Genomic DNA, 18,702 nt, shown 5'->3' with positions numbered 1-18,702 from the left:
TACGCTCTTGGATACAAGATCGAATACTTATGTTTCTTTACAATGCAGGCCGGGATGCGCAAAGCACAACAATGGCGCAACGCTGCGCCATGTTGAAGTGCAGACTTTGTCAAAATTGCGATAAAAAATTAATCCTGCATCATTGATGAGAAAAACCGCGCACTCGCTATATAATCCCTTGCATATCGAAGCAAGGAGCATTTATGAAACTCACTTACAGCCGACTTATTCTCGCCGGCTTACTTACTTTTACCGCGCTATCCAGTTACGCCAGCCGTGTAGTGACCGATCAGATTGGTCGCCAGGTGACCAATCATGGTTTTATGCCCCGCATTTAAACCGCAATGGCGAACAGCACCAGGCATAAAAGCGCCACGTACACCCGGGCATGCCACACATCGGGAACGGCCGGAATGCATCGGCGAGCAAACATGATGCCGCTAAAGCCGGCTATCACCAGCAGCACCAGGATTTTCAGGCTGATAAATCCCAGATAGCCGCTAGCGGCTATCTTTTGCCAACCGCTGATGGCGTAAGTGATAGCACCACAAATGGCCACCGGCAGTGACAGCGGATTGGCCGCGCTGACGCAATCGCGCATTGCGTAGCCGTGGCGGCGCAGTAGCGGTACGGTCATCACGCTGCCGCCAACGCCCAACATCGCGGCGATGATACCCATCGCCGTGCCGCCAGCACTGGCGGTCAGACGAGAGAGCGATCGCGGCGTGCTCCGGCTGAAGAACCCTTTGCGCAGCAGACAATCGGCGATGGTTACCAGCATGTAGATGATAAACAACCTGCGTATCCAGTTATCATCCATTTCGCCAGCCAGCGACGATCCGATCACCGCACCCAGCGCGATGAACCACAGCAGTGGGAGCAAGGTGGCTTTATTCAACTTGCCGCCGCGCCAGTTGTGGTAGCTGGCCCAACCGGCGTTGAAGATCATCACTGCGGTCGAGGTGGCCACCGCGATGTGCATCGCGTCTGCCGCCAGCAGCGGTTGTTGCGCCAGCAGCTGGTAGACAAATGGCACAACGACAAAGCCGCCACCAAAACCAAACAGCACCGTGGTAATGCCGGTAGCAAACCCCGTCAGCACAATAATTAATAGCTCATTCATTACCGTTCTCAGCATCAGCAAATAAGTTACGCAGCTTACGCAGCCACCTGCCCGCTTCCCATTTGTGCAGCGCTCAATTAACCTTGCAAACCGGTCAATCTGAGACAGATAGCTAACATGCGGAATGGTCACATAGATGCATTCGATCAACTGGAGCGTGATGTGGTGGCGCTTGGCAATGACTATGCGCAGGGCTTTGTGCTGCCAGAACATCACCACCGCCGTGCACAATTACTGTATGGCGCAACCGGGCTGATGCACGTTGCCACTCAGGCGGGAGAATGGGTAGTTCCGCCGCAGCATGCAGTGTGGATCCCGCCGAACACCGCGCACAGCGTAAAGTTCGTTGGCGTCTCGACGCGCAGTTTGTACATCGAACCGCAGTGCGCGGCAACGTTACGCGCCAACGATCGCTGCAGCGTGCTTAGCGTTTCACCGCTACTGCGCCAGCTGCTGATTGAAGCCGTTGATTTACCGCCGTTATATGCATCCGATCGCGATCGATCGCTAATAAAATTACTGCTGCTAGAGCTGGCCGCGATGCCGACACGTGAGTTCGATATTCCGCTGCCGCAACAGCCCGCGCTGCTGGCGCAGTGTCAGGCTTTTCTTCAGGCTCCGAGCATTCATGATGCCGCCGAACGCTGGGCAAGCGCGCTGTATATGAGTTCCAGCACCTTCCGCCGCCATTTCCTGCAGCAAACCGGCTTGTCTTTCTCCGCCTGGCGGCAGCGCGCCTGCGTTGTGACCGCGTTAGCGATGCTGGTCGCCGGGAAATCGGTGAACGAAGTGGCGCTGTCGCTGGGTTACGATAGCAGTTCGTCATTCTCCATCATGTTCCGCCGGGTTACCGGGCAGGTGCCGTCCTTTTACATTGACAACCGCTGAGTGAAATTTCGCCACTCTCTGGCGATTTCAGGCTGAAAACCCCGAGTTTCGAGCCGGAATAATCACCCTAACCTGCTGTTAATCATCGCTTTCCACGTTTATTGCAAGCTTGTCGACGTTTTAGGTCATTAACTGCTGCTGCACCGCAGCTAAAAAGGCGCGCAGCGCAGCGGGTTGCCGTTCGCGCGACATATAGAGGCCATAAATCGCCAGCGTTTTGGCCTGATAGTCAGGTAGCACGGTTTGCAGCTGTCCGCTGGCGATGGCGTTACGCGCTTCCATTTCCGGCACCATCGCCACACCGCATCCGGCGATGGCCGCGTCACACAGCACTGACGAAATGCCGGCGCTGAAATTGCCGCTCACCGCCGCCGAAACTAACTCGCCCTGCGCATCGTAAAACTGCCAGCTCTGCCCGGCGAAGCGGCTGTAGTGCAGGCAGTTATGCTGCGCCAAATCCTGCGGCGTCTGCGGCGTGCCGTGTGTCTGCAGATAATCCGGTGACGCGCACACCACAGAAACACACTCGCCTAAACGCCGCGCTATCGCCCCTGGTTCAGGATCGTCTGTAATACGTACAGCCACATCAATGCGCTCGCCTATCAGACTTACCGGCTGGTTATTGATTTCCAGCTCAATGCGCACGGCGGGATAACGCGCCAGGAATGCTGGAATCATCGGCCCCAGAATATGCGTCGCGGTCGAGTGCGCACAGGCGATGCGCAGCGTGCCATGCGGTTCGCCATCAGCACCTTGATCGGCGATCTCTTCAGCCAATCTGGTCAGCGCCCGCGATTTAGCGAGGATCTTTTCTCCGGCAGGCGTGATGGTCAATTTGCGCGATGAGCGGTGCAGCAAGCGTGCCCCGGCCCATTTTTCCATCTCATCCAGATAACGACTCACCATCGGCCGGGAGATATCTAGCGCACGCGCGGCGGCGCTTAAGCTGCCCAATTCACAGATGCGGTTAAATACCGCTGCTGCCGTTACTCTGTCCATCGCCACTCCATCTGATCGTTTTACGAAACTGATCATATCCAGTTTCGGGAATTCTACCAGTCGCGAATTTCCCTACAATAGAGCGCTCAAGCACGGCGCACCGCCGGAGAAAGGAACATTCGATGAAAGTAAAAATTCTGTCGCTGGCACTGGCCGTCGCCGCCCTGCCAGCATTCGCTGCGCCACTGCAGTTGGAGGTCTATAACCCGCAGGAGAACGGCATTTTCCCAGTCTCCTCGACGCTGGTTTCCGGCCCGCATGAAGCTATGCTGATCGATGCACAATTCAGTACTAAAGATGGCGAAAAGCTGGTGCAGATGATCAAGGCGAGCGGCAAAAAGTTGACGCAAATCGTCATCACTTCTGGCGATCCTGATTTCTACTTTGGGCTGGAGCCGATTGTTAAGGCCTTCCCTGACGTGAAAATCGTGGCAACGCCAGAAGTGGTTAAGCATATCGCAGCCACCAAAGCGGCAAAACTGGCCTATTGGGGCCCGCAAATGAAGGATGGCGCGCCGCAGCAGCTGTATGTACCGCAGGTCACGCAGGCGACCCGCTTTACGCTGGACGGCGAAACGCTGGAGCTGCGTCACGCCAATGATTACGCCGCCTACATATGGATTCCTGCCAACAAAGCCATTGTAGGTGGCACCGGCGTGGCTTCCGGCATTCATGTGTGGACCGCCGATACGCAAACGCCCGCCATTCGTCAGCAATGGCGCAACGTACTGACAGAAATGCAGCAGCTGCAGCCAAAAGTGGTGATTCCGGGTCATTATCTGGGTACGCGCCCAGCGGGCGATGCAGCGATTAGCTTTACGCTTAACTACCTGCAAAACTTTGAAAAAGCGCTGCAGTCGCACAAGAGTTCTGCCGCCGTAATTGAGACTATGAAAGCCGCTTACCCCAATCTGCCCGAGGAGAGTTCGCTGGATTTGAGCGCCAAAGTAAACACCGGCGAAATGAAGTGGTAGTAACTGTTCCCGGCACCTGAGCTTGCGCAGCGGAAATACCGGTGCTGCAAGAACAATACAAAGAAGCGTTGATTTGATAGGATTTTGGCCCGAATTGACAAACTAAGGTTACGGGCCATGCCCCCAAAGAGAGCGACAATGATTGGCTTGATGGCCATTCTGCTGTGGAGCACGATTGTAGGACTGATAAAAAACGTCAGCGAAGGCTTCGGTCCGGTTGGCGGTGCTGCGCTTATCTACAGTGCCAGCGCATTTCTGCTGCTGTTGTGCGTCGGCTTTCCTAAACTGCGCACTTTTCCGCGCAGCTACCTGATCATCGGCAGCGTGCTGTTTGTCTGTTACGAACTGTGTTTGTCGCTGTCATTGGGCTTTACCCATAGCGGCCGCCAGGCGATTGAAGTTGGCATGGTCAATTATCTGTGGCCGAGTATCACCATCGTGTTGGCGGTGATCGTTAATCGACAAAAAACCAGCCCACTCATTATTCCCGGCGTATTACTTGCCGTAGCAGGGATTTGCCGGGTGCTGGGCGGCGATCAGTTTTTTTCATTGAGCGAGATAGCGAACAACGTGCGGGAAAATCCGCTGAGTTACGGCCTGGCGTTGAGCGGCGCAATCATCTGGGCGGTGTATTGCGTGGTAACGAAGAAAATTGCTAACGGCAGTAATGGCATAACTCTGTTCTTTATTCTCACCGCATTGACGCTATGGGTGAAATTCCTGCTTTCACCACAGCCGCCGTTTATCTTGTCCGCGGAGGTTTGGATCAGTTTAGCGCTGGCTGCCATGGCGATGGGCTTTGGTTACGCCGCGTGGAATGTTGGCATTCTGCATGGCAACGTGACAATTTTAGCCGCGGCGTCTTACTTCATCCCGATAATCTCGTCGCTGCTGGCGGCCTTTATCCTGCGCTCGCATCTGACTCTCCCTTTCTGGCAAGGCACCGCGATGGTCAGCCTTGGATCGCTGATCTGCTGGTGGTCAACGCGTGGCCAGCAAGCATAATGCTTATCCACAGAACAAAATTAACTCATTGATCATTTCCTGCACAACTTGCTTACCGTTGCTATTATAGCGACGCAACACACAGCAATGCGTTGCTACGAGAATGTTCAGATTGGTAACGTTTACCTGGCCCGCTCTGCGGGCTTTTTTTTGCGCGTTATAAATATTTGGGTCTCTCAGTACGGAATCCCAGACCAATTAAGCGGCCAAACAGATGACGCAAAAACGGAAAGCGCCCGATAATCTGCGGAACTTTACTCGGCGTACTGCGCTTACGTTTGTTGCTGCTCATCTTGATCTGCAGAAATTGCGTGGCAACCGTCGGGAACTGGCGGCGCTGCTGCACTTTTTGCAGATCGCGCAGTGTGACCTTGCCCTGCTGAAGCGGCCTCGTCAGCATGTTCGCAGCGGCGACCGCATCCTGAATCGCCAGATTGACGCCAACGCCACCAATCGGTGACATCGCGTGTGCCGCATCGCCGATGCAAAGCACCCCAGGCTTCATCCAGTGGTCAAGGCGGTCGATACGTATCGACAACAACTTGAGCTTCTCCCACGCATCCACTTCCGCCATGCGTTCTGCGCTAAAGGGTGCAACTTCCGCAATGCTGCTTTTCAACGCAGCCAAGCCCGCCAGCTTAAGCTCATCGAATTGGTTTTTCTGAATGGTGTAACCGCACTGCCAGTAATCACCGCGATCGATGACGATGAAGTTTTGCTTCGGCCCTTTATGGCCCATGCCCAACTGCGGATCGTCCGGCTGTTTCTCCAGCCGAAACCACAGCACATCACGCGGCGATCCAAAGCTTTTACCGGTCAATCCGGCTTTGGTTTTAACCTGAGAATTACGTCCGTCGGCACCAACCACCAACGCGGTGCGGATGATCGTTGTTTCGTTACCCTGTAACGTTTTCACGCCGCAGACCACCCCATTTTCATACAGTAAGTCGTCAAATTCGGTGGATTGCAGCAGCGTAAAGCCCGGAAACTGTGCCGCCTTTGCGGCAAGGAAGTTGAGGAAATCCCACTGCGGCATAAAAGCGATAAAGCGGCACTGTACCGGTAAACGTGAAAAATCAGCCATGGTGATCTCCTCACCGGCGACTTCTGCCTGTAGCTTCTCCGCCCGTTGATGCGGCAACGCCAGCAACGCATCCAGCAGGCCGAGCTGTCGCATAATTTCCAGCGTTGAGGGATGAATGGTGTCACCGCGAAAATCGCGCAGAAAATCAGGATGCTTTTCAATGACCACCGCGCGTAGTCCAGCGCGCGCCAGTAGATAGCCCAGCATTAAACCGGCTGGACCGCCGCCGACGATACAACAATCCGCCTGCAACTCCTCTCCTTGTACTGCCTGCATCGTCTACCTCAGTTTAAAAATGATAATGGTTATCATTTATAGCATACGCTGATTTTAATGTGATGAAACAAACGGTGAAGCCTGATGTGCGGGTGGCACGGCAAAATTACGCTGCATACGTCTGATCTCTTCCGCTGGCGGCAAACCAAACAGCCGCTTGAATTCGCGATTAAATTGCGAAGCGCTCTCATAGCCTACGGCGTGGCAGGCCGCAGCGGCTGTCATCTCCTGACGTACCATCAACATTCTCGCCTGATGTAAACGCACCGATTTCACATACTGCATTGGCGGTTGATGGGTGATGTTTTTGAAATGGGTGTGAAAGGTTGGCACGCTCATGCTGGCCACTGCCGCGAGCTGGCCTAGCGTCAATGGCTGAGCATAGTGCGCATGAATATGGCTGAGCGCTCTGCCCACTTTGCCAAACTGCCCTTGTAACGTCAGAGCCGATCGCAGCGCGCTGCCCTGAGGACCGGTTAACACGCGATAATAGAGTTCACGTACCAGCGAGGGACCGAGCATGTGTGCATCTAACGGATGGTTTAACGCGGTGAGAAATCGCAGCACGGTGGCGCGTAACGTCTCATCCATCGGACTCGACATCATGCTCTGCGCCGCTTGCGCCGCAAACGCCACATCCTGCTGTTCCAGCTGCAGCATTAATTCAGTCGCGACGTTGAAGTCCAGATGCATGTAGAGCGCCAGCAACGGATGCTCTGCGGATGCGGCGGTTTCCATGGTAAAGGGCACCGGCACGGAAACCGCCAGATAATGTTGCTCATCATACAGATAAACCTGATCGCCAAAGAAACCGCGCTTGGTGCCCTGACAGACAATCACGATGCCGGGATCGTACAGCACCGGCGTGCGCGCCAGCGGACGGTCGGAACGCAGCAGGCGCACATCGGGCAATGCGGTGAGGTTGTATCCCTCATGCGGCGCTAACCTTTTGAGCAGATCGACCGTCTGCTGCTGAAAACTCGCCTTCAACGTCATAACCGCTCACTCATAAGATTAGGCAACAATTAAAGCAGATAAGGCCTTACCGACCTAACATCCCGAGAATATTATGCATCTTCCACTTATTCGGGGAGTTCGGCAAATGTCTAGATTAAAAACGTTATTGATTACCGGCGTGAGCAGCGGATTTGGCCGCGCGTTGGCCGAGGTCGCGCTAAGCCGTGGCTATCAGGTGGTTGGCACGGTGCGAAATGCGGCTGCCAAAGCGGAGTTTACTGCTCTGCATGCGAAAAATGCTTACGCTTATCAACTAGACGTCACCCATTTCGCAGCGATTGCGAATGTGATCAACGATATTGAGGCCAATCTCGGCCCAATTGATGTGCTGGTAAACAATGCCGGTTATGGGCATGAAGGCGTAATGGAAGAGTCCTCACTGGATGAGATGCGTCGCCAGTTTGACGTTAACGTGTTTGGCGCGGTGGCGATGACCAAAGCGGTGTTGCCATTCATGCGTGAGCGACGTCGGGGACATATCATCAACATCACATCGATGGGCGGTTTTATTACCATGCTTGGCATTAGCTACTACTGCGGCAGCAAATTTGCGCTGGAAGGCATCTCGGAAACCCTGAGCAAAGAGCTGGCGCCCTTTAACATCCATGTGACCGCTGTCGCACCCGGATCGTTTCGGACCGACTGGGCCGGGCGTTCGATGGTTCGCAGCGCGCGCAGCATCGCTGACTATGATGCGCTGTTTGATCCTATTCGTCAGGCGCGCGAGGAAAAAAACGGTAAACAACTGGGCGATCCGCTTAAAGCGGCAAATGCCCTGCTGCAACTGATCGAAAGCAATCATCCGCCTGCGCATCTGTTGCTGGGCAGCGATGCATTGGGCTTGGTACGACAGAAACTGCAGGCGTATAGCGAAGAGATTGACCGCTGGGAAGCGCTAACGCGCTCGACCGATGGTCATAACGGCTAATTAAAAAATAAGGCATAGCGTGGATTATCCATGCTGGATGATCCTTCGCTATGCCTGACGCTATTTAAGCAAGTTAGACTTTACGGCTTCATTATTAGAAGCGATATTGCAAACCCACCGTCACAGTATAGTTTTTGTTAGAAATACCGGCTGCATCGCCGCCAAATGACGCTGATTGACCGCTGGTGGTATCAATAACCTGAGTGCCGCCTTTGCCTTCTTCATATTTGCTGTAGCTAAATTCGGCAAATACTTTCGCATTAGTGGTCACATAATAACCCGCATCGACCGTGGCACCGTAATAACGCGAATTCGAAGTCTTCTCACGGAAAGTCAAATCACGCATATAGTGTTCGTCATTATCATGCGCGCGTACCCAATTACTGAATTTAAACAGCGCATTAAATTCGAAATCATTAATACGGTAGCGACCAACCAGACCAACATAAGGCATGGAGAAGCGCTGGCTATAACCAATACCGCGCGAGCCGTTCGGGAAATTACCCACGAAATTGCCGTTATCGTAATCATAAGAACCGCCATACGCCGTCCAGCTAAAGCGAGTTTCTTGATAACCGGCTACCGCACCAATTTTATAAGCATCATCCTGAAGGAACCAACCCTTAACATTCAGATCATATTCGTTGGCATGGTTCAAATCGGTGTTTGGATGCGAAGAGTGATCGGTCCAGCTAGACTGGTTGCTGTTCTGCCAATCGTAATCATCCATGTGGCCAGAACCTGATGCCAGCGACGTCCAGCCACGCGCGTTCAGGGTCAGGAAAGAGAACGCATCCCATGAAAAATCGCCTTTAAGAATGGCGACGTTTTTAATTTTCCAGTCAAGCTGGCTAATTTTACGCCCGTTACTGGCGTCATAAACCAGCTCTTTCGATTTGCCACCCAACATCCCGACTGATGTTGCCACACTTACGCTGTCAGAGGAGAAGTTTGGTGCGAAATCTGCAGAAGCGGCAGATGCCGTTCCTGAAAGTGCGGCCATCATCAATACCGCAACAGTACTCTTTTTCATTATTTATCCCGTGCTGAAATTAAATTAATCCCTAAACTGCGGGCACAGACTAAAGCGCAGGAAATTGTCAGGCAAGTGTAAATTTATCGCTAAAATAATAGCGCTAAGAGTTTACGAAAATTAATTAATGAATCTGGCAAGGCGGTCGATAATGGCTGGTTGCGCTTTCAGCCATGGCGTTAAACAGGCTGTCAGGCGATCAAGATTGGCCGATTCCACAAACTTTCGGAGAAAATAAACTCGCACCGCCGTATCAGTAGCAACGCTCATTTATTCTTACAGCGAATTAATTAACTTAACTCAATTTAATCCGGATGCCACATTGACTTATTGCTCGCATAAATTTGAGTTAATTTTAGATTGCATAATTTTCACGCAAAAAAAATAAGTTCAATCCACCATCGTGAAATATTTTCAACCTGATCCTTAAGTGCAATTTTATCTGCTCGATACTCTCATTAAAAGCTGGATTCCTTCACATCGTTGGCGAGCCTTTGCGCCTTTGGAGCCAGTAATGGATAAGCTATTGTTAACAATAAGTTAGCACTTTTGGCCAAATTCACGCCAAAATGATTCTCCATATTCCTGTACAGATTAATTTATTTTGTATAACTTTACTGGGCACAAAGGTCACACGTTAACCTTGAAGGATGGAACCATGCGTCAGGATCGTAACTCTTCTTCGGCGTCACAGGCTATTGCACGCTACTTCAAAGAAGCTTCATTGCCTTCGCAACAGGAAATCTTAGGACAGATTGTGGTTGAAATCCTGCGTTCTGGACGGACGCTAAGCCGCAAAACGCTCTGTACTAAATTGCTTTGCCGCATGGAGCAGGCGCGAGGTACGGAAGCAGAAATTCACTATCAGCAATTAATTGGGCTGATGTTTTCCGTAGAACGTGAATCGTAAAACAGGCGCTGCCAACCTGAAATTAACCAAGTGGTTTCCGCCTCATTAGACTTGTCGCGTTAGACTGAATCCACTTTGTTATCTGCCAAAGGCCAGCCGCGATAACCAGAGAGTATCTATGTACAGAAGTGATGAAGAACGACTCACCGACATCATCATGGGCGATGCAATTTTACAGCTGCTGAAAAAATCCGGGCCAGTTTCTACCCGCGCCCTGCTTGATAAACTGCGGATTATGGCGTCACTCGAACGCGATCCGCCGCGCCAGGCCGCGCTCAGCCGCGCGATGACGGAAGTGATGCACCATATCGACGTGCCACAGGCGAGCGGTGTGGCGCTTAAAGATACCGATAACGTCACCCACATTTTCCGCAACCGCGATGGCTCGGGTAACGGCACTAAGCATTAATTTATCGGCGGGATGACGGCCTGCTAATGTCATCCTGTCCTTACAATACGCAGTCAAAATCCGTCTTGTTTTCTCACCTAACTCTGTTAGATTCAGAGTTCGCACTCTCTCTTGTGAGCTTTTATGTCTTATTTCAATGCATTAACAACAACAAGCACCACCACCACCGCTTATGGCGGCGGCGTGCGTGTTTCTGTGGCGAAGACATAAGCTTTCAGATTCCCCAGCCCCGTCAGTTGAAGAACGGGGAATAGTCTCCGTTCATAGCATGCAGAAAGGAGACGCATCATGCAGCAACCCCATTCCAAAGCACTGTTGATTATTGATATGCAGCAAGGGTTATTTCATGGCCCGCAAGCGCCGTTTGCTGCAGCATCGGTGTTAGCCAACATCAATCAACTTATCGATCGTGCCGACACCGCCGATGCGCCGATTTTTCTCGCTCGCCACACCGGCCCAGAAGGCTCGCCCTTCGCCGAGAGCAGTCCGTTAACCCAGCTGATTCCTGAGTTGCACTACAAGGCGGATCGCCACCGGGTATTTGTGAAAAAATACCCTAACTGTTTTCGTGATACTGAACTGCTGACAGCGATGAAATACGCCGGCGTTGAAGAAGTGGCCATCGTTGGGATGAAGAGTGAATATTGTGTGGATACCACCTGTCGCGCTGCATCAGATTTAGGGTTTCGCGTAGTGCTGATTGAGGATGGGCATACTTCTGTCGATAGCGGCCTGCTGAGTGCAGAGCAAATTGTTGCGCACCATAATCAAACCCTGGCTGGGCCATTTGTAAAGCTGGCTAAGAGTGCAGAGTATATTTTCTGAGTGCTAACAAAGAGGGCTAACACCCTCTTTTTTTGTTCCATAACTACATGAGCTCAATGCCAAAGCGTTTAAGTAGTGTCGCCCAGAGAACAAATAACAGGATGGTCAGCAGACAACTCGCCACCAGCGTGGGCCAAAATCCCCAGCGCTGATACAGAAATGGGAAGGCGATAAACATCGGCAATGTCGGCACCACATACCAGAAGGTGTACCACGCATGGCTGGCGATTTTGGCCTGACTCTGCCCTTCCAGCTTCATCCATATCAGCACCAGAACCGTGACTAATGGCAGAGCGGCAATCAGTCCGCCGAGCCGATCGCTACGTTTTGCCACTTCAGAAATCAATACCACCATGCCCGCCGTGATGGCGTATTTGGCGAGAAGCCATAACATCCCGTTATCCTTGCTGCATTAATGACGAATCGCGCAGCCGCACTGCGACATTTCTCCCGGCACATGTTTACCATGATGCGAATGACGCACCTGCAATTCACCTTGCTGCCACGCATTGCTGTCATCGCTTCGGTTATCCAGCAGACGATTGAGCGCTTCGGCCACCAGCAGATCACGGCGCTGCGCCCAGCTGGTCAGATGCCAGGTCGAGGCGCGCGCTTCATCGACATCATCAAACCCCACCACCGCGACATGTGCACCCTGCGCGAAATCGCGCACCGCTTGTAACGCGCCAAACGCCAGCACGTCACTTTCACAGAACAGCGCATTAATGCGCTCGGCAGCACGCGTTTTTTTCAAATACGCCATCATCGCCTGATAGGCCATTTCGCGATCGTTATTTCCGGCGCTGAGCTGAACCTGCAACGCCTTCTGTTCGGCTTGCAGGCTGGCGGCAAAGCCCAGCATCTGGCGCGCTGGCGTCGCATATTGCTGGCTATGCATAAAACCAAAGCGTTGATGTCCTTGCGATAACAGCAATAATCCCATCTCTGCGCCCGCACCATAACCATCGGCAATCACCACGTTGGCATCGCTACTGGCGCTGTGGCACAGGTGCACCGTCGCCACCTGCGGCAGAATATCCGCTGCTACGCTGAGCTCATCGGCAAACAGTGACGTCAGAAATACCAACCCGCCAATGTTAAGCGGTGCCAGATTGCGCAAAGTTTGTTGATAGCTTTCGCGTGAAGTCACATTCAGTAGCACAGTGATAAAACCACGCTCATTAAGCTGACGCGTCACCTCATTCAGCAGCTTTACACTATTTGGATTGATGAATTCATCGCTGACAATGCCGACGATATCGGAATTAACGGACATGGACTGACTCTCCTGCAACTTTGCGTGCGGTGATTATTTGTAGGTAGGTAGATAAGCATTCCACGTTACCCGAATAATCTGCTATCGCCAATCACCGCTGCGATGAGCACGCATTGCGCCATCGCCCGTGTTCAGCCGCTACAGTAAAAAGAGGAACCGCCCAGTTAAATGGAGAGATAAACATGAATGCACCCATAATGCGCGTTGCCAGACCCGTTACCGAACTGGCGCGAAGCCGGGAGATGTACTGTCGCGGATTAGATTTGACCGAGATAGGATCGTTTGAAGACCACGCCGGGTTTAGCGGCGTAATGCTGGGAAAACCGGGCGTGCCGTGGCATCTGGAATTTACCCTCTGCAGTGCACATCCCGTGGAGCCGCGCCCCTCAGAAGAGGATTTATTGGTGTTTTATCTGCCGGAAAAAAGTGAATGGCAGCGTATTTGCCAGAGCATGATCGCCGCCGGCTTTACGCGCGTTACATCCTTTAATCCCTATTGGGAACAGCAAGGCCAAACTTTCCAGGATCACGATGGCTATCGCACGGTGATCCAGTGTCAGCAATGGCCGTGATCGGTAACATTCAGGTGCGCAACAATGCGCACCTGACAGCTACTCCTCCAGCAATATCGCAAAACCACCATAAATCATGCGTTTGCCATCGAAAGGCATATTTTCACCCAGCGCTTTCATGCGCGGATCGGACATCATTTTGGCGTTGGCGGCGTCGCGCACCTCTTTCGACGCATACTCAATCCAGCTAAACACCACCGTTTCGCCCGCCTCAGCTTTCACCGCACGGTAGAAATCGGTCTGCGTACCTTCAGGCACATCATCCGCCCAGCACTCGACGATACGTGTGGCGCCGAACTCCTTAAACAGCGGCGCGGCTTTGGCCGCCATGGCGCGATAATCCTCCTTATTCGCTTCCGGCACCGCTACGACAAAACCATCAACGTACGACATAGCTTGTTACTCCGTCGTCATTTACGCGGTCAGTAATAACCGCACAGTAATTGTATAAATGATGTGCAACAACAGCCGATGTTGAGATGCAAAATTGCGCACTTACTCGCAGATTCTGCGCGCGCCTGACGAATTACGTTACACTGACGCCTTTGATCGTTACGTCAGCGAGAAATTTATGCGCATTACCCTTGAACCGGCCGATCAGCCGTTTATTCACCGCTTACTGGGTGAAGAGATTGACAATATTGACACCGCATCACCCCATGCAACGCAGTTACACCAGGCGCTCAACAGTGCACGTCAGCAAAAGAATCATGAAGCCGACCTCGATTGGAAGCGCAACGCGCTGTTTCTGCTGTTGTTCGTTTTTTTGTATGCCGCACTAGGCGCCTCATTAACGCTGGACCTTACCCCGCAGGTTTCCAGCCATAAAAGCCTTGCCTACGCGCTGGAAGCGGTGCCGGTGCTGATCGCGTTCTCCGGCTTGTTTATATCGTTGCTCTATCTATTTCTCACCCGCAGCGGTGCACGTCGGCTGCGTAATTGGGAGCAAGGTATTTTTACGCTGGAGAAATACAGCGGCGTGAATCTCAGCCGGCAGATTAATGAGATGGGTGCGCGTACCACCAACTATTCGCACTCGGCGATTAACGTGGCGCTGGCACTGTTTATTTGCGTGACCTGGGTGGTGATGTACAACTATTTCACCTTTACCACCAGCGGCGTGATTGGCAGTGTGATTTCACTGTTTATCACCACCATGACTTACGTGATTCTGGATATTCAGCTGCTGAAATCGAATTCATCCATCGCGATTGATGAGCCGCTGATTCCGGCAGAAGATGAGAAAGAAAAGCCTTAAATCGTCTGCTTCTAATCGAGGCATAACAGGCCGAATGCAGACCGGTTAACAACGTTTATAGCGGCGCTTTTTATCGCGTAATAAACAGCGCCGCTACGATGCGTGCATCACGTCATATCAGTAGTCATACCTTAACTGAGCTCACTGCCATTGCTGGCAATGACACGACGATACCAGTCAAAGCTTTTCTTTTTCAAACGCGAAAAATCACCGCTGCCATCATCATTTTTATTGACGTAAATGAAGCCATAGCGCTTGCTGTATTGCCCGGTAGTGAAAGAGACACAGTCAATACATCCCCAGGGCGTATATCCCATCACATCAACGCCGTCTTCCGTCACGGCTCGCTTCATCTGCTCGATGTGAGCACGCAAATAGTCAATGCGATAGTCGTCATTGACCTCGCCCTTTTCATTTATCTGATCGACTGCACCAAATCCGTTTTCCACAATAAACAGCGGTTTTTCGTAACGTTCGTAGAGAATATTTAGAACATAACGCAGCCCGACTGGATCGATCTGCCAACCCCAGTCCGAGGCTTTGACATACGGGTTCGGCACGCTGCCCTCAAATCCAGACAGTGCCGTACCGCTGCCGGCATTTTCTTTGCTAACGGCATTACTCATGTAATAACTCAGCCCGATATAATCGGCACATCCCTCACGCAGGATTTGCGCATCACCGGGCTCCATGACAATGTGGTATCCCTTACGCTGCCACTCGTTAAGAATATAAGCCGGGTAATGACCGCGCATATGAACATCACTGAACAGGAAGCGTTCCCGCATGGCTTCCTGCGCATACATGACGTCATCCGGATGACAGGAGAATGGATACAGCGGCACCATCGCGATCATGCAGCCAATTTGCAGTTCAGGATTCATGTCGTGACCCAGCTTCACCACCTGCGCACTGGCGACAAATTGATGGTGCAGAACCTGATACATGCACTCTTCGGGATTTGGCTCCTGGGTAAAAATAACCCCAGAGCAGCAGTAGCCGAAAAGCGGGGTTTTCCAGTTGCGCTGATTATTAATTTCGTTGAAGGTCATCCAGTATTTTACTTTGTGCTGGAAGCGCTTAATCACTACCTCACTGAAGTGCACAAAAAAGTCTACTACCTTTCGATTTTTCCAGCCGCCATATTCGGTTACCAGCAAATTGGGCATTTCAAAATGGGACAGCGTAATGACCGGCTCTATCCCATATTTCAATAGTTCATCAAATAATGCGTCGTAAAAACGCAGCCCCTCTTCGTTCGGCTCTGATTCATCGCCGCGGGGGAAAATACGCGACCAGGCAATCGATGTACGAAAGCAGCGGAAGCCCATTTCGGCCAGCAACGCGATGTCTTCACGATAGTGATGGTAAAAGTCTACTGCCTCGTGATTCGCATACCGGTAGCCTTCCTGCACACCGTCAGTGATGATGCGCTCAACGCCGTGCGCCCCGCTGGTTAGAACATCGACGATGCTCGGGCCTTTCCCCCCCTGATTCCAGGCGCCCTCAACCTGATGAGCCGCAACCGCGCCGCCCCACATGAAATTGTTCGGAAATGCGTTATTCATATTCACTCTCTCAATTAATTCAGATGGTGCCTGGCTGAGGCATGGCGCGAACGTCTGTTTCGCTTTGTTATTTGAATCCTGCTACCCAAGTGAACAGAATGCCCAGCATGAATGCCACGACTATCGATATCAGGAATCCGAGAAACTGCGTCATATGCCCTTCTTTGAAGAACACCGGTAGAACGGCAATGCCAGGAATACAGTAGCTCCAGGACACCGCGTTGAAGGCTCCGGCAATGACGCCGCCAGCAGCACCGGCCAGGCAGCCACAAATCATCGGCCGCTTAAGGCGCAGTGCAACACCATAGATGGCGGGTTCGGTTATGCCGAACAGTGCGGTCACGCCCGCCGATAACGCCATACGCTTAAGCTCAGCATCCTTCGCCTTCAGGTAGACACCCAGCACCGCGCCCGCCATGCCAAATACCGCGGAAGCTTGCAGTCCAGTAAAGGTGTCGTAGCCCAAGGTTGCGTAGTTCCCGACGGTAACGGGCGTGATCCCCCAGTGCACGCCTAAGGTCACCAAAGGCATCCACAGGGCACCCACAACAAATCCAGCAATAGCGGGGCTCAGGTGATAAAGGGTGTTATAGACCCCGCCGATAGCGCCACCAATCATGTTGCCGATGGGACCAAATGCCAGCAGCGTCAGCGGCACCATGATGGCGATGCAGAACATTGGCGTGAACAGGTTTCTGATCACCAGGGGAAGGACGCGCTCAAAGAAACGCTGAACATAAGACATGCCCCAGACCATCAAAATGATCGGGATAACGGACGAGGTATAACTCAGATACTGCACCGGCAACCCCATAAAGGTCAGCGGTGCGGCATCAAGTGGAATGCCGGCAATCTCAACCAGCACCCTGGAGATGGCGGGATTTTCCACCGCGCTCTTCATTAACGCCTGCACTGTGGGATCGGCCGAGTTAGCTGTCAGGATTTTGTTGGCCGTCAACATATTCAGGTAATCCGGCGACACCAGCGCACAGGCGGAAATCACTGCCGTGAACGGATTTACATTGAATTTTTTTGCCGCCGTAAAAGCAACCATTACCGGAAGGAAGGTAAAGCCGGTCCAGGAAACATAATTAAGGATGCGATAGGTGCCACCCGCTGGATCCATTACGTCAATGGCGGTAAGAAGTGAAATAATGCCCTGCAACACGCCACAGGCGGCCAGCGGATAAAGAAAAGGCGCGAATATGCTGGAGATAATATCCATGATGCGGCTGACAATGCCCACGTTGGGAGGCTCTATCGCAGCATTTTCATCAATGGTGAGTAAATTCTGAACCTCGCGGTAAGCATCACCGACGTGATTACCTATCACCACCTGCATCTGGCCGCTAGCCTGCATGGCGGTAATCACCCCTTTTACCCGCTTCAGTGATTCGACTTCAACCTGAGAATAATCTTTAAGCACAAATCTCAGACGCGTGGCACAGTGCGTGATACTTATCACATTATTATCGCCACCAATCAGTCTTACGATCTCTTTCGCAGAATCTGCATAATTTATTGCCATGTTATTTTTCCATTGCCAGAGGGAAATTTGCCCATCAGGAGCGAACTAATCCGGCAATGTTAGAAAAACGCTTCGGCAATGTCACCTGGTCACAATATGTTGTTGCGGGTCTTTAATTACAAAAATGTCACACCACGTGACAGCTCACTGACATTATTTACCACTAATTTTCGACCAATGGATTCAAGAATAAAAATAACCGGAACCTGCGTCGTAATATCGTATTCATTGTCAACCAAAATGCGCGACACGTGATAGGGAATAATAAAGTCTGACAGCTTCGCCAGGGTTGAATCAGCCTTACAGGTAATAGCAATAACTTTGCAATTATGAATAACAAACTGTCGGGCAAGCTTCAAAATTTCAGGGGTTTCTCCGGAAACGGAGAGCACGATGGCTACTGAACTCTGTACCATGTCGGTACTCACCGGATAATAGGGATCATCAATGTGATTACTGAACTTGCCAATATTTGAGAAAAAACGCGCACCATACCTGCCAAGCGTCCCGGAGCTGCCTGCGCCGGCAAAGAACACCCGCTCGGCATCACGAATGTGTCCTGCCGCATGGGTAATCAGCTCTTCAAACTCATCGTTTCTAATGCTTTTAAAGAACGTCATTATTTCTTCAGCACCATGAGGAATAAGTAAGGTGCTGTTTTTGCGCAACTGCAACTCCATACTCGCTTTAAGTTCCGAGTAACCTTTGAAATCCATTTTTTTACAGAATCGCAGAACCGTCGCGGTAGAGACACCAGAATTATCTGCCAACTCCCGTATCGTCATATAAATAACCGCGTTAATGTTCTTGATAATATAGTTGTGCACGCTACTTTCAAGCGCGTTTAGCTGAGAGAGTTTTCTGGCGTCGAACATTTATTTAAATATCCTGATGCGACAATTATGTTGCCTATCATGTCACAAAGCGTGACATATCTACCGCCTTTAACGCTGAAAGCGTCATGCTCAGCAAAAAGAAATTTCATTAAATGTGATAGTTAGCACATTTTGGCGCAAGGACGGCGCGAGA

Annotated in this window: 21 protein-coding genes; 10 read left to right on the top strand and 11 right to left on the bottom strand. The window is 51.7% G+C overall.

Annotation, left to right across the window (positions count from 1 at the left end):
- Positions 1-203: 203 nt before the first annotated feature.
- Positions 204-338, top strand: coding sequence for a hypothetical protein (locus tag WH298_RS20035; protein WP_255438367.1), 135 nt, complete (start codon positions 204-206; stop codon positions 336-338).
- Here the strand turns inward: WH298_RS20035 and WH298_RS20030 are convergent.
- Complete coding sequence (locus tag WH298_RS20030) at positions 335-1,123, bottom strand: sulfite exporter TauE/SafE family protein (protein ID WP_180823779.1); 789 nt, start codon at positions 1,121-1,123, stop codon at positions 335-337. The genes WH298_RS20035 and WH298_RS20030 overlap by 4 nt on opposite strands.
- Before the next feature lie 117 nt (positions 1,124-1,240).
- Between WH298_RS20030 and WH298_RS20025 the strand changes: the two genes are divergently transcribed.
- Positions 1,241-2,011 carry an AraC family transcriptional regulator gene (locus tag WH298_RS20025; RefSeq protein ID WP_180823778.1) on the top strand — a complete coding sequence of 257 codons (771 nt, stop codon included), beginning with the start codon at positions 1,241-1,243 and terminating at the stop codon, positions 2,009-2,011.
- Between the two features lie 120 nt (positions 2,012-2,131).
- On the opposite strand, the gene WH298_RS20020 is transcribed toward WH298_RS20025, so the two are convergent.
- Positions 2,132-3,010, bottom strand: coding sequence for a LysR family transcriptional regulator (locus WH298_RS20020; protein WP_180823777.1), 879 nt, complete (start codon positions 3,008-3,010; stop codon positions 2,132-2,134).
- A 122-nt stretch (positions 3,011-3,132) separates the two neighbouring features.
- On the opposite strand from WH298_RS20020, the gene WH298_RS20015 reads away from it, so the two are divergent.
- Together WH298_RS20015 and yddG are read left to right on the top strand one after the other, a co-directional pair.
- Positions 3,133-3,984 (top strand): Vmh family MBL fold metallo-hydrolase, encoded by an 852-nt coding sequence (locus tag WH298_RS20015; RefSeq protein ID WP_180823776.1) that lies wholly within the window; start codon positions 3,133-3,135, stop codon positions 3,982-3,984.
- Positions 3,985-4,101: 117 nt separating this feature from the next.
- Positions 4,102-4,989 carry an aromatic amino acid DMT transporter YddG gene (yddG, locus tag WH298_RS20010; RefSeq protein WP_180823775.1) on the top strand — a complete coding sequence of 296 codons (888 nt, stop codon included), beginning with the start codon at positions 4,102-4,104 and terminating at the stop codon, positions 4,987-4,989.
- A 157-nt stretch (positions 4,990-5,146) separates the two neighbouring features.
- On the opposite strand, the gene WH298_RS20005 is transcribed toward yddG, so the two are convergent.
- Complete coding sequence (locus WH298_RS20005) at positions 5,147-6,349, bottom strand: FAD-dependent oxidoreductase (protein WP_180823774.1); 1,203 nt, start codon at positions 6,347-6,349, stop codon at positions 5,147-5,149.
- Between the two features lie 54 nt (positions 6,350-6,403).
- On the bottom strand, positions 6,404-7,345 hold the full coding sequence (locus tag WH298_RS20000) for an AraC family transcriptional regulator (protein ID WP_180823773.1): 942 nt from the start codon (positions 7,343-7,345) through the stop codon (positions 6,404-6,406).
- Positions 7,346-7,451: 106 nt separating this feature from the next.
- On the opposite strand from WH298_RS20000, the gene WH298_RS19995 reads away from it, so the two are divergent.
- The gene (locus tag WH298_RS19995; RefSeq protein ID WP_180823772.1) at positions 7,452-8,294 is read left to right on the top strand and encodes an oxidoreductase; all 843 of its coding nucleotides are present in this window, start codon (positions 7,452-7,454) and stop codon (positions 8,292-8,294) included.
- A gap of 94 nt (positions 8,295-8,388) precedes the next feature.
- Here the strand turns inward: WH298_RS19995 and WH298_RS19990 are convergent, their stop codons facing one another.
- A complete protein-coding gene (locus WH298_RS19990) occupies positions 8,389-9,327 on the bottom strand; it encodes an omptin family outer membrane protease (RefSeq protein ID WP_180823771.1) in 939 nt (312 codons plus the stop codon).
- Positions 9,328-9,985: 658 nt separating this feature from the next.
- Between WH298_RS19990 and ycgZ the strand changes: the two genes are divergently transcribed.
- From ycgZ to WH298_RS19975, 3 genes are all read left to right on the top strand, one after another.
- A complete protein-coding gene (gene ycgZ / locus WH298_RS19985; protein WP_180823770.1) occupies positions 9,986-10,237 on the top strand; it encodes a regulatory protein YcgZ in 252 nt (83 codons plus the stop codon).
- A 118-nt stretch (positions 10,238-10,355) separates the two neighbouring features.
- On the top strand, positions 10,356-10,646 hold the full coding sequence (locus WH298_RS19980; protein ID WP_180823769.1) for a hypothetical protein: 291 nt from the start codon (positions 10,356-10,358) through the stop codon (positions 10,644-10,646).
- A gap of 288 nt (positions 10,647-10,934) precedes the next feature.
- The gene (locus WH298_RS19975) at positions 10,935-11,471 is read left to right on the top strand and encodes a cysteine hydrolase family protein (protein ID WP_180823768.1); all 537 of its coding nucleotides are present in this window, start codon (positions 10,935-10,937) and stop codon (positions 11,469-11,471) included.
- A 43-nt stretch (positions 11,472-11,514) separates the two neighbouring features.
- On the opposite strand, the gene WH298_RS19970 is transcribed toward WH298_RS19975, so the two are convergent.
- Complete coding sequence (locus WH298_RS19970; protein WP_180823767.1) at positions 11,515-11,865, bottom strand: DUF3147 family protein; 351 nt, start codon at positions 11,863-11,865, stop codon at positions 11,515-11,517.
- A gap of 18 nt (positions 11,866-11,883) precedes the next feature.
- Positions 11,884-12,747, bottom strand: a complete 864-nt coding sequence (locus WH298_RS19965) for a substrate-binding domain-containing protein (RefSeq protein ID WP_180823766.1) — start codon at positions 12,745-12,747, stop codon at positions 11,884-11,886.
- Between the two features lie 182 nt (positions 12,748-12,929).
- Here WH298_RS19965 and WH298_RS19960 point away from each other — a divergent pair, with 182 nt between their 5' ends.
- On the top strand, positions 12,930-13,319 hold the full coding sequence (locus tag WH298_RS19960; protein ID WP_180823765.1) for a VOC family protein: 390 nt from the start codon (positions 12,930-12,932) through the stop codon (positions 13,317-13,319).
- A gap of 39 nt (positions 13,320-13,358) precedes the next feature.
- Here the strand turns inward: WH298_RS19960 and WH298_RS19955 are convergent, their stop codons facing one another.
- Complete coding sequence (locus tag WH298_RS19955) at positions 13,359-13,712, bottom strand: DUF1428 domain-containing protein (RefSeq protein WP_007890135.1); 354 nt, start codon at positions 13,710-13,712, stop codon at positions 13,359-13,361.
- Between the two features lie 178 nt (positions 13,713-13,890).
- On the opposite strand from WH298_RS19955, the gene WH298_RS19950 reads away from it, so the two are divergent.
- Positions 13,891-14,577, top strand: coding sequence for a RipA family octameric membrane protein (locus WH298_RS19950; RefSeq protein WP_180824280.1), 687 nt, complete (start codon positions 13,891-13,893; stop codon positions 14,575-14,577).
- Positions 14,578-14,708: 131 nt separating this feature from the next.
- Here WH298_RS19950 and WH298_RS19945 read toward each other — a convergent pair whose 3' ends face one another.
- The 3 genes from WH298_RS19945 to WH298_RS19935 all read right to left on the bottom strand — a co-directional run bounded on the left by WH298_RS19945 (position 14,709) and on the right by WH298_RS19935 (position 18,548).
- On the bottom strand, positions 14,709-16,145 hold the full coding sequence (locus WH298_RS19945; RefSeq protein ID WP_180823764.1) for a 6-phospho-beta-glucosidase: 1,437 nt from the start codon (positions 16,143-16,145) through the stop codon (positions 14,709-14,711).
- Between the two features lie 67 nt (positions 16,146-16,212).
- Entirely contained in the window at positions 16,213-17,673 is a 1,461-nt protein-coding gene (locus tag WH298_RS19940; RefSeq protein ID WP_180823763.1) for a PTS transporter subunit EIIC, read from the bottom strand.
- A gap of 116 nt (positions 17,674-17,789) precedes the next feature.
- Entirely contained in the window at positions 17,790-18,548 is a 759-nt protein-coding gene (locus WH298_RS19935) for a MurR/RpiR family transcriptional regulator (protein WP_180823762.1), read from the bottom strand.
- Positions 18,549-18,702: the final 154 nt, after the last annotated feature.

This window comes from Pantoea nemavictus (genome assembly GCF_037479095.1).
GTDB classification, from domain to species: Bacteria; Pseudomonadota; Gammaproteobacteria; order Enterobacterales; family Enterobacteriaceae; genus Pantoea; species Pantoea nemavictus.
Note: the sequence above shows the minus strand (reverse complement) of the source record. Positions and strands in the feature narration are given on the sequence as shown.

What these genes read in the sequence shown, in the direction of transcription:
- WH298_RS20035 (WP_255438367.1), top strand. Translation starts at nt 204, where the DNA reads ATGAAACTCACTTACAGCCGACTTATTCTCGCCGGCTTACTTACTTTT.
- WH298_RS20030 (WP_180823779.1), bottom strand. Translation starts at nt 1,123, where the DNA reads ATGAATGAGCTATTAATTATTGTGCTGACGGGGTTTGCTACCGGCATT.
- WH298_RS20025 (WP_180823778.1), top strand. Translation starts at nt 1,241, where the DNA reads ATGCGGAATGGTCACATAGATGCATTCGATCAACTGGAGCGTGATGTG.
- WH298_RS20020 (WP_180823777.1), bottom strand. Translation starts at nt 3,010, where the DNA reads ATGGACAGAGTAACGGCAGCAGCGGTATTTAACCGCATCTGTGAATTG.
- WH298_RS20015 (WP_180823776.1), top strand. Translation starts at nt 3,133, where the DNA reads ATGAAAGTAAAAATTCTGTCGCTGGCACTGGCCGTCGCCGCCCTGCCA.
- yddG (WP_180823775.1), top strand. Translation starts at nt 4,102, where the DNA reads ATGCCCCCAAAGAGAGCGACAATGATTGGCTTGATGGCCATTCTGCTG.
- WH298_RS20005 (WP_180823774.1), bottom strand. Translation starts at nt 6,349, where the DNA reads ATGCAGGCAGTACAAGGAGAGGAGTTGCAGGCGGATTGTTGTATCGTC.
- WH298_RS20000 (WP_180823773.1), bottom strand. Translation starts at nt 7,345, where the DNA reads ATGACGTTGAAGGCGAGTTTTCAGCAGCAGACGGTCGATCTGCTCAAA.
- WH298_RS19995 (WP_180823772.1), top strand. Translation starts at nt 7,452, where the DNA reads ATGTCTAGATTAAAAACGTTATTGATTACCGGCGTGAGCAGCGGATTT.
- WH298_RS19990 (WP_180823771.1), bottom strand. Translation starts at nt 9,327, where the DNA reads ATGAAAAAGAGTACTGTTGCGGTATTGATGATGGCCGCACTTTCAGGA.
- ycgZ (WP_180823770.1), top strand. Translation starts at nt 9,986, where the DNA reads ATGCGTCAGGATCGTAACTCTTCTTCGGCGTCACAGGCTATTGCACGC.
- WH298_RS19980 (WP_180823769.1), top strand. Translation starts at nt 10,356, where the DNA reads ATGTACAGAAGTGATGAAGAACGACTCACCGACATCATCATGGGCGAT.
- WH298_RS19975 (WP_180823768.1), top strand. Translation starts at nt 10,935, where the DNA reads ATGCAGCAACCCCATTCCAAAGCACTGTTGATTATTGATATGCAGCAA.
- WH298_RS19970 (WP_180823767.1), bottom strand. Translation starts at nt 11,865, where the DNA reads ATGTTATGGCTTCTCGCCAAATACGCCATCACGGCGGGCATGGTGGTA.
- WH298_RS19965 (WP_180823766.1), bottom strand. Translation starts at nt 12,747, where the DNA reads ATGTCCGTTAATTCCGATATCGTCGGCATTGTCAGCGATGAATTCATC.
- WH298_RS19960 (WP_180823765.1), top strand. Translation starts at nt 12,930, where the DNA reads ATGAATGCACCCATAATGCGCGTTGCCAGACCCGTTACCGAACTGGCG.
- WH298_RS19955 (WP_007890135.1), bottom strand. Translation starts at nt 13,712, where the DNA reads ATGTCGTACGTTGATGGTTTTGTCGTAGCGGTGCCGGAAGCGAATAAG.
- WH298_RS19950 (WP_180824280.1), top strand. Translation starts at nt 13,891, where the DNA reads ATGCGCATTACCCTTGAACCGGCCGATCAGCCGTTTATTCACCGCTTA.
- WH298_RS19945 (WP_180823764.1), bottom strand. Translation starts at nt 16,145, where the DNA reads ATGAATAACGCATTTCCGAACAATTTCATGTGGGGCGGCGCGGTTGCG.
- WH298_RS19940 (WP_180823763.1), bottom strand. Translation starts at nt 17,673, where the DNA reads ATGGCAATAAATTATGCAGATTCTGCGAAAGAGATCGTAAGACTGATT.
- WH298_RS19935 (WP_180823762.1), bottom strand. Translation starts at nt 18,548, where the DNA reads ATGTTCGACGCCAGAAAACTCTCTCAGCTAAACGCGCTTGAAAGTAGC.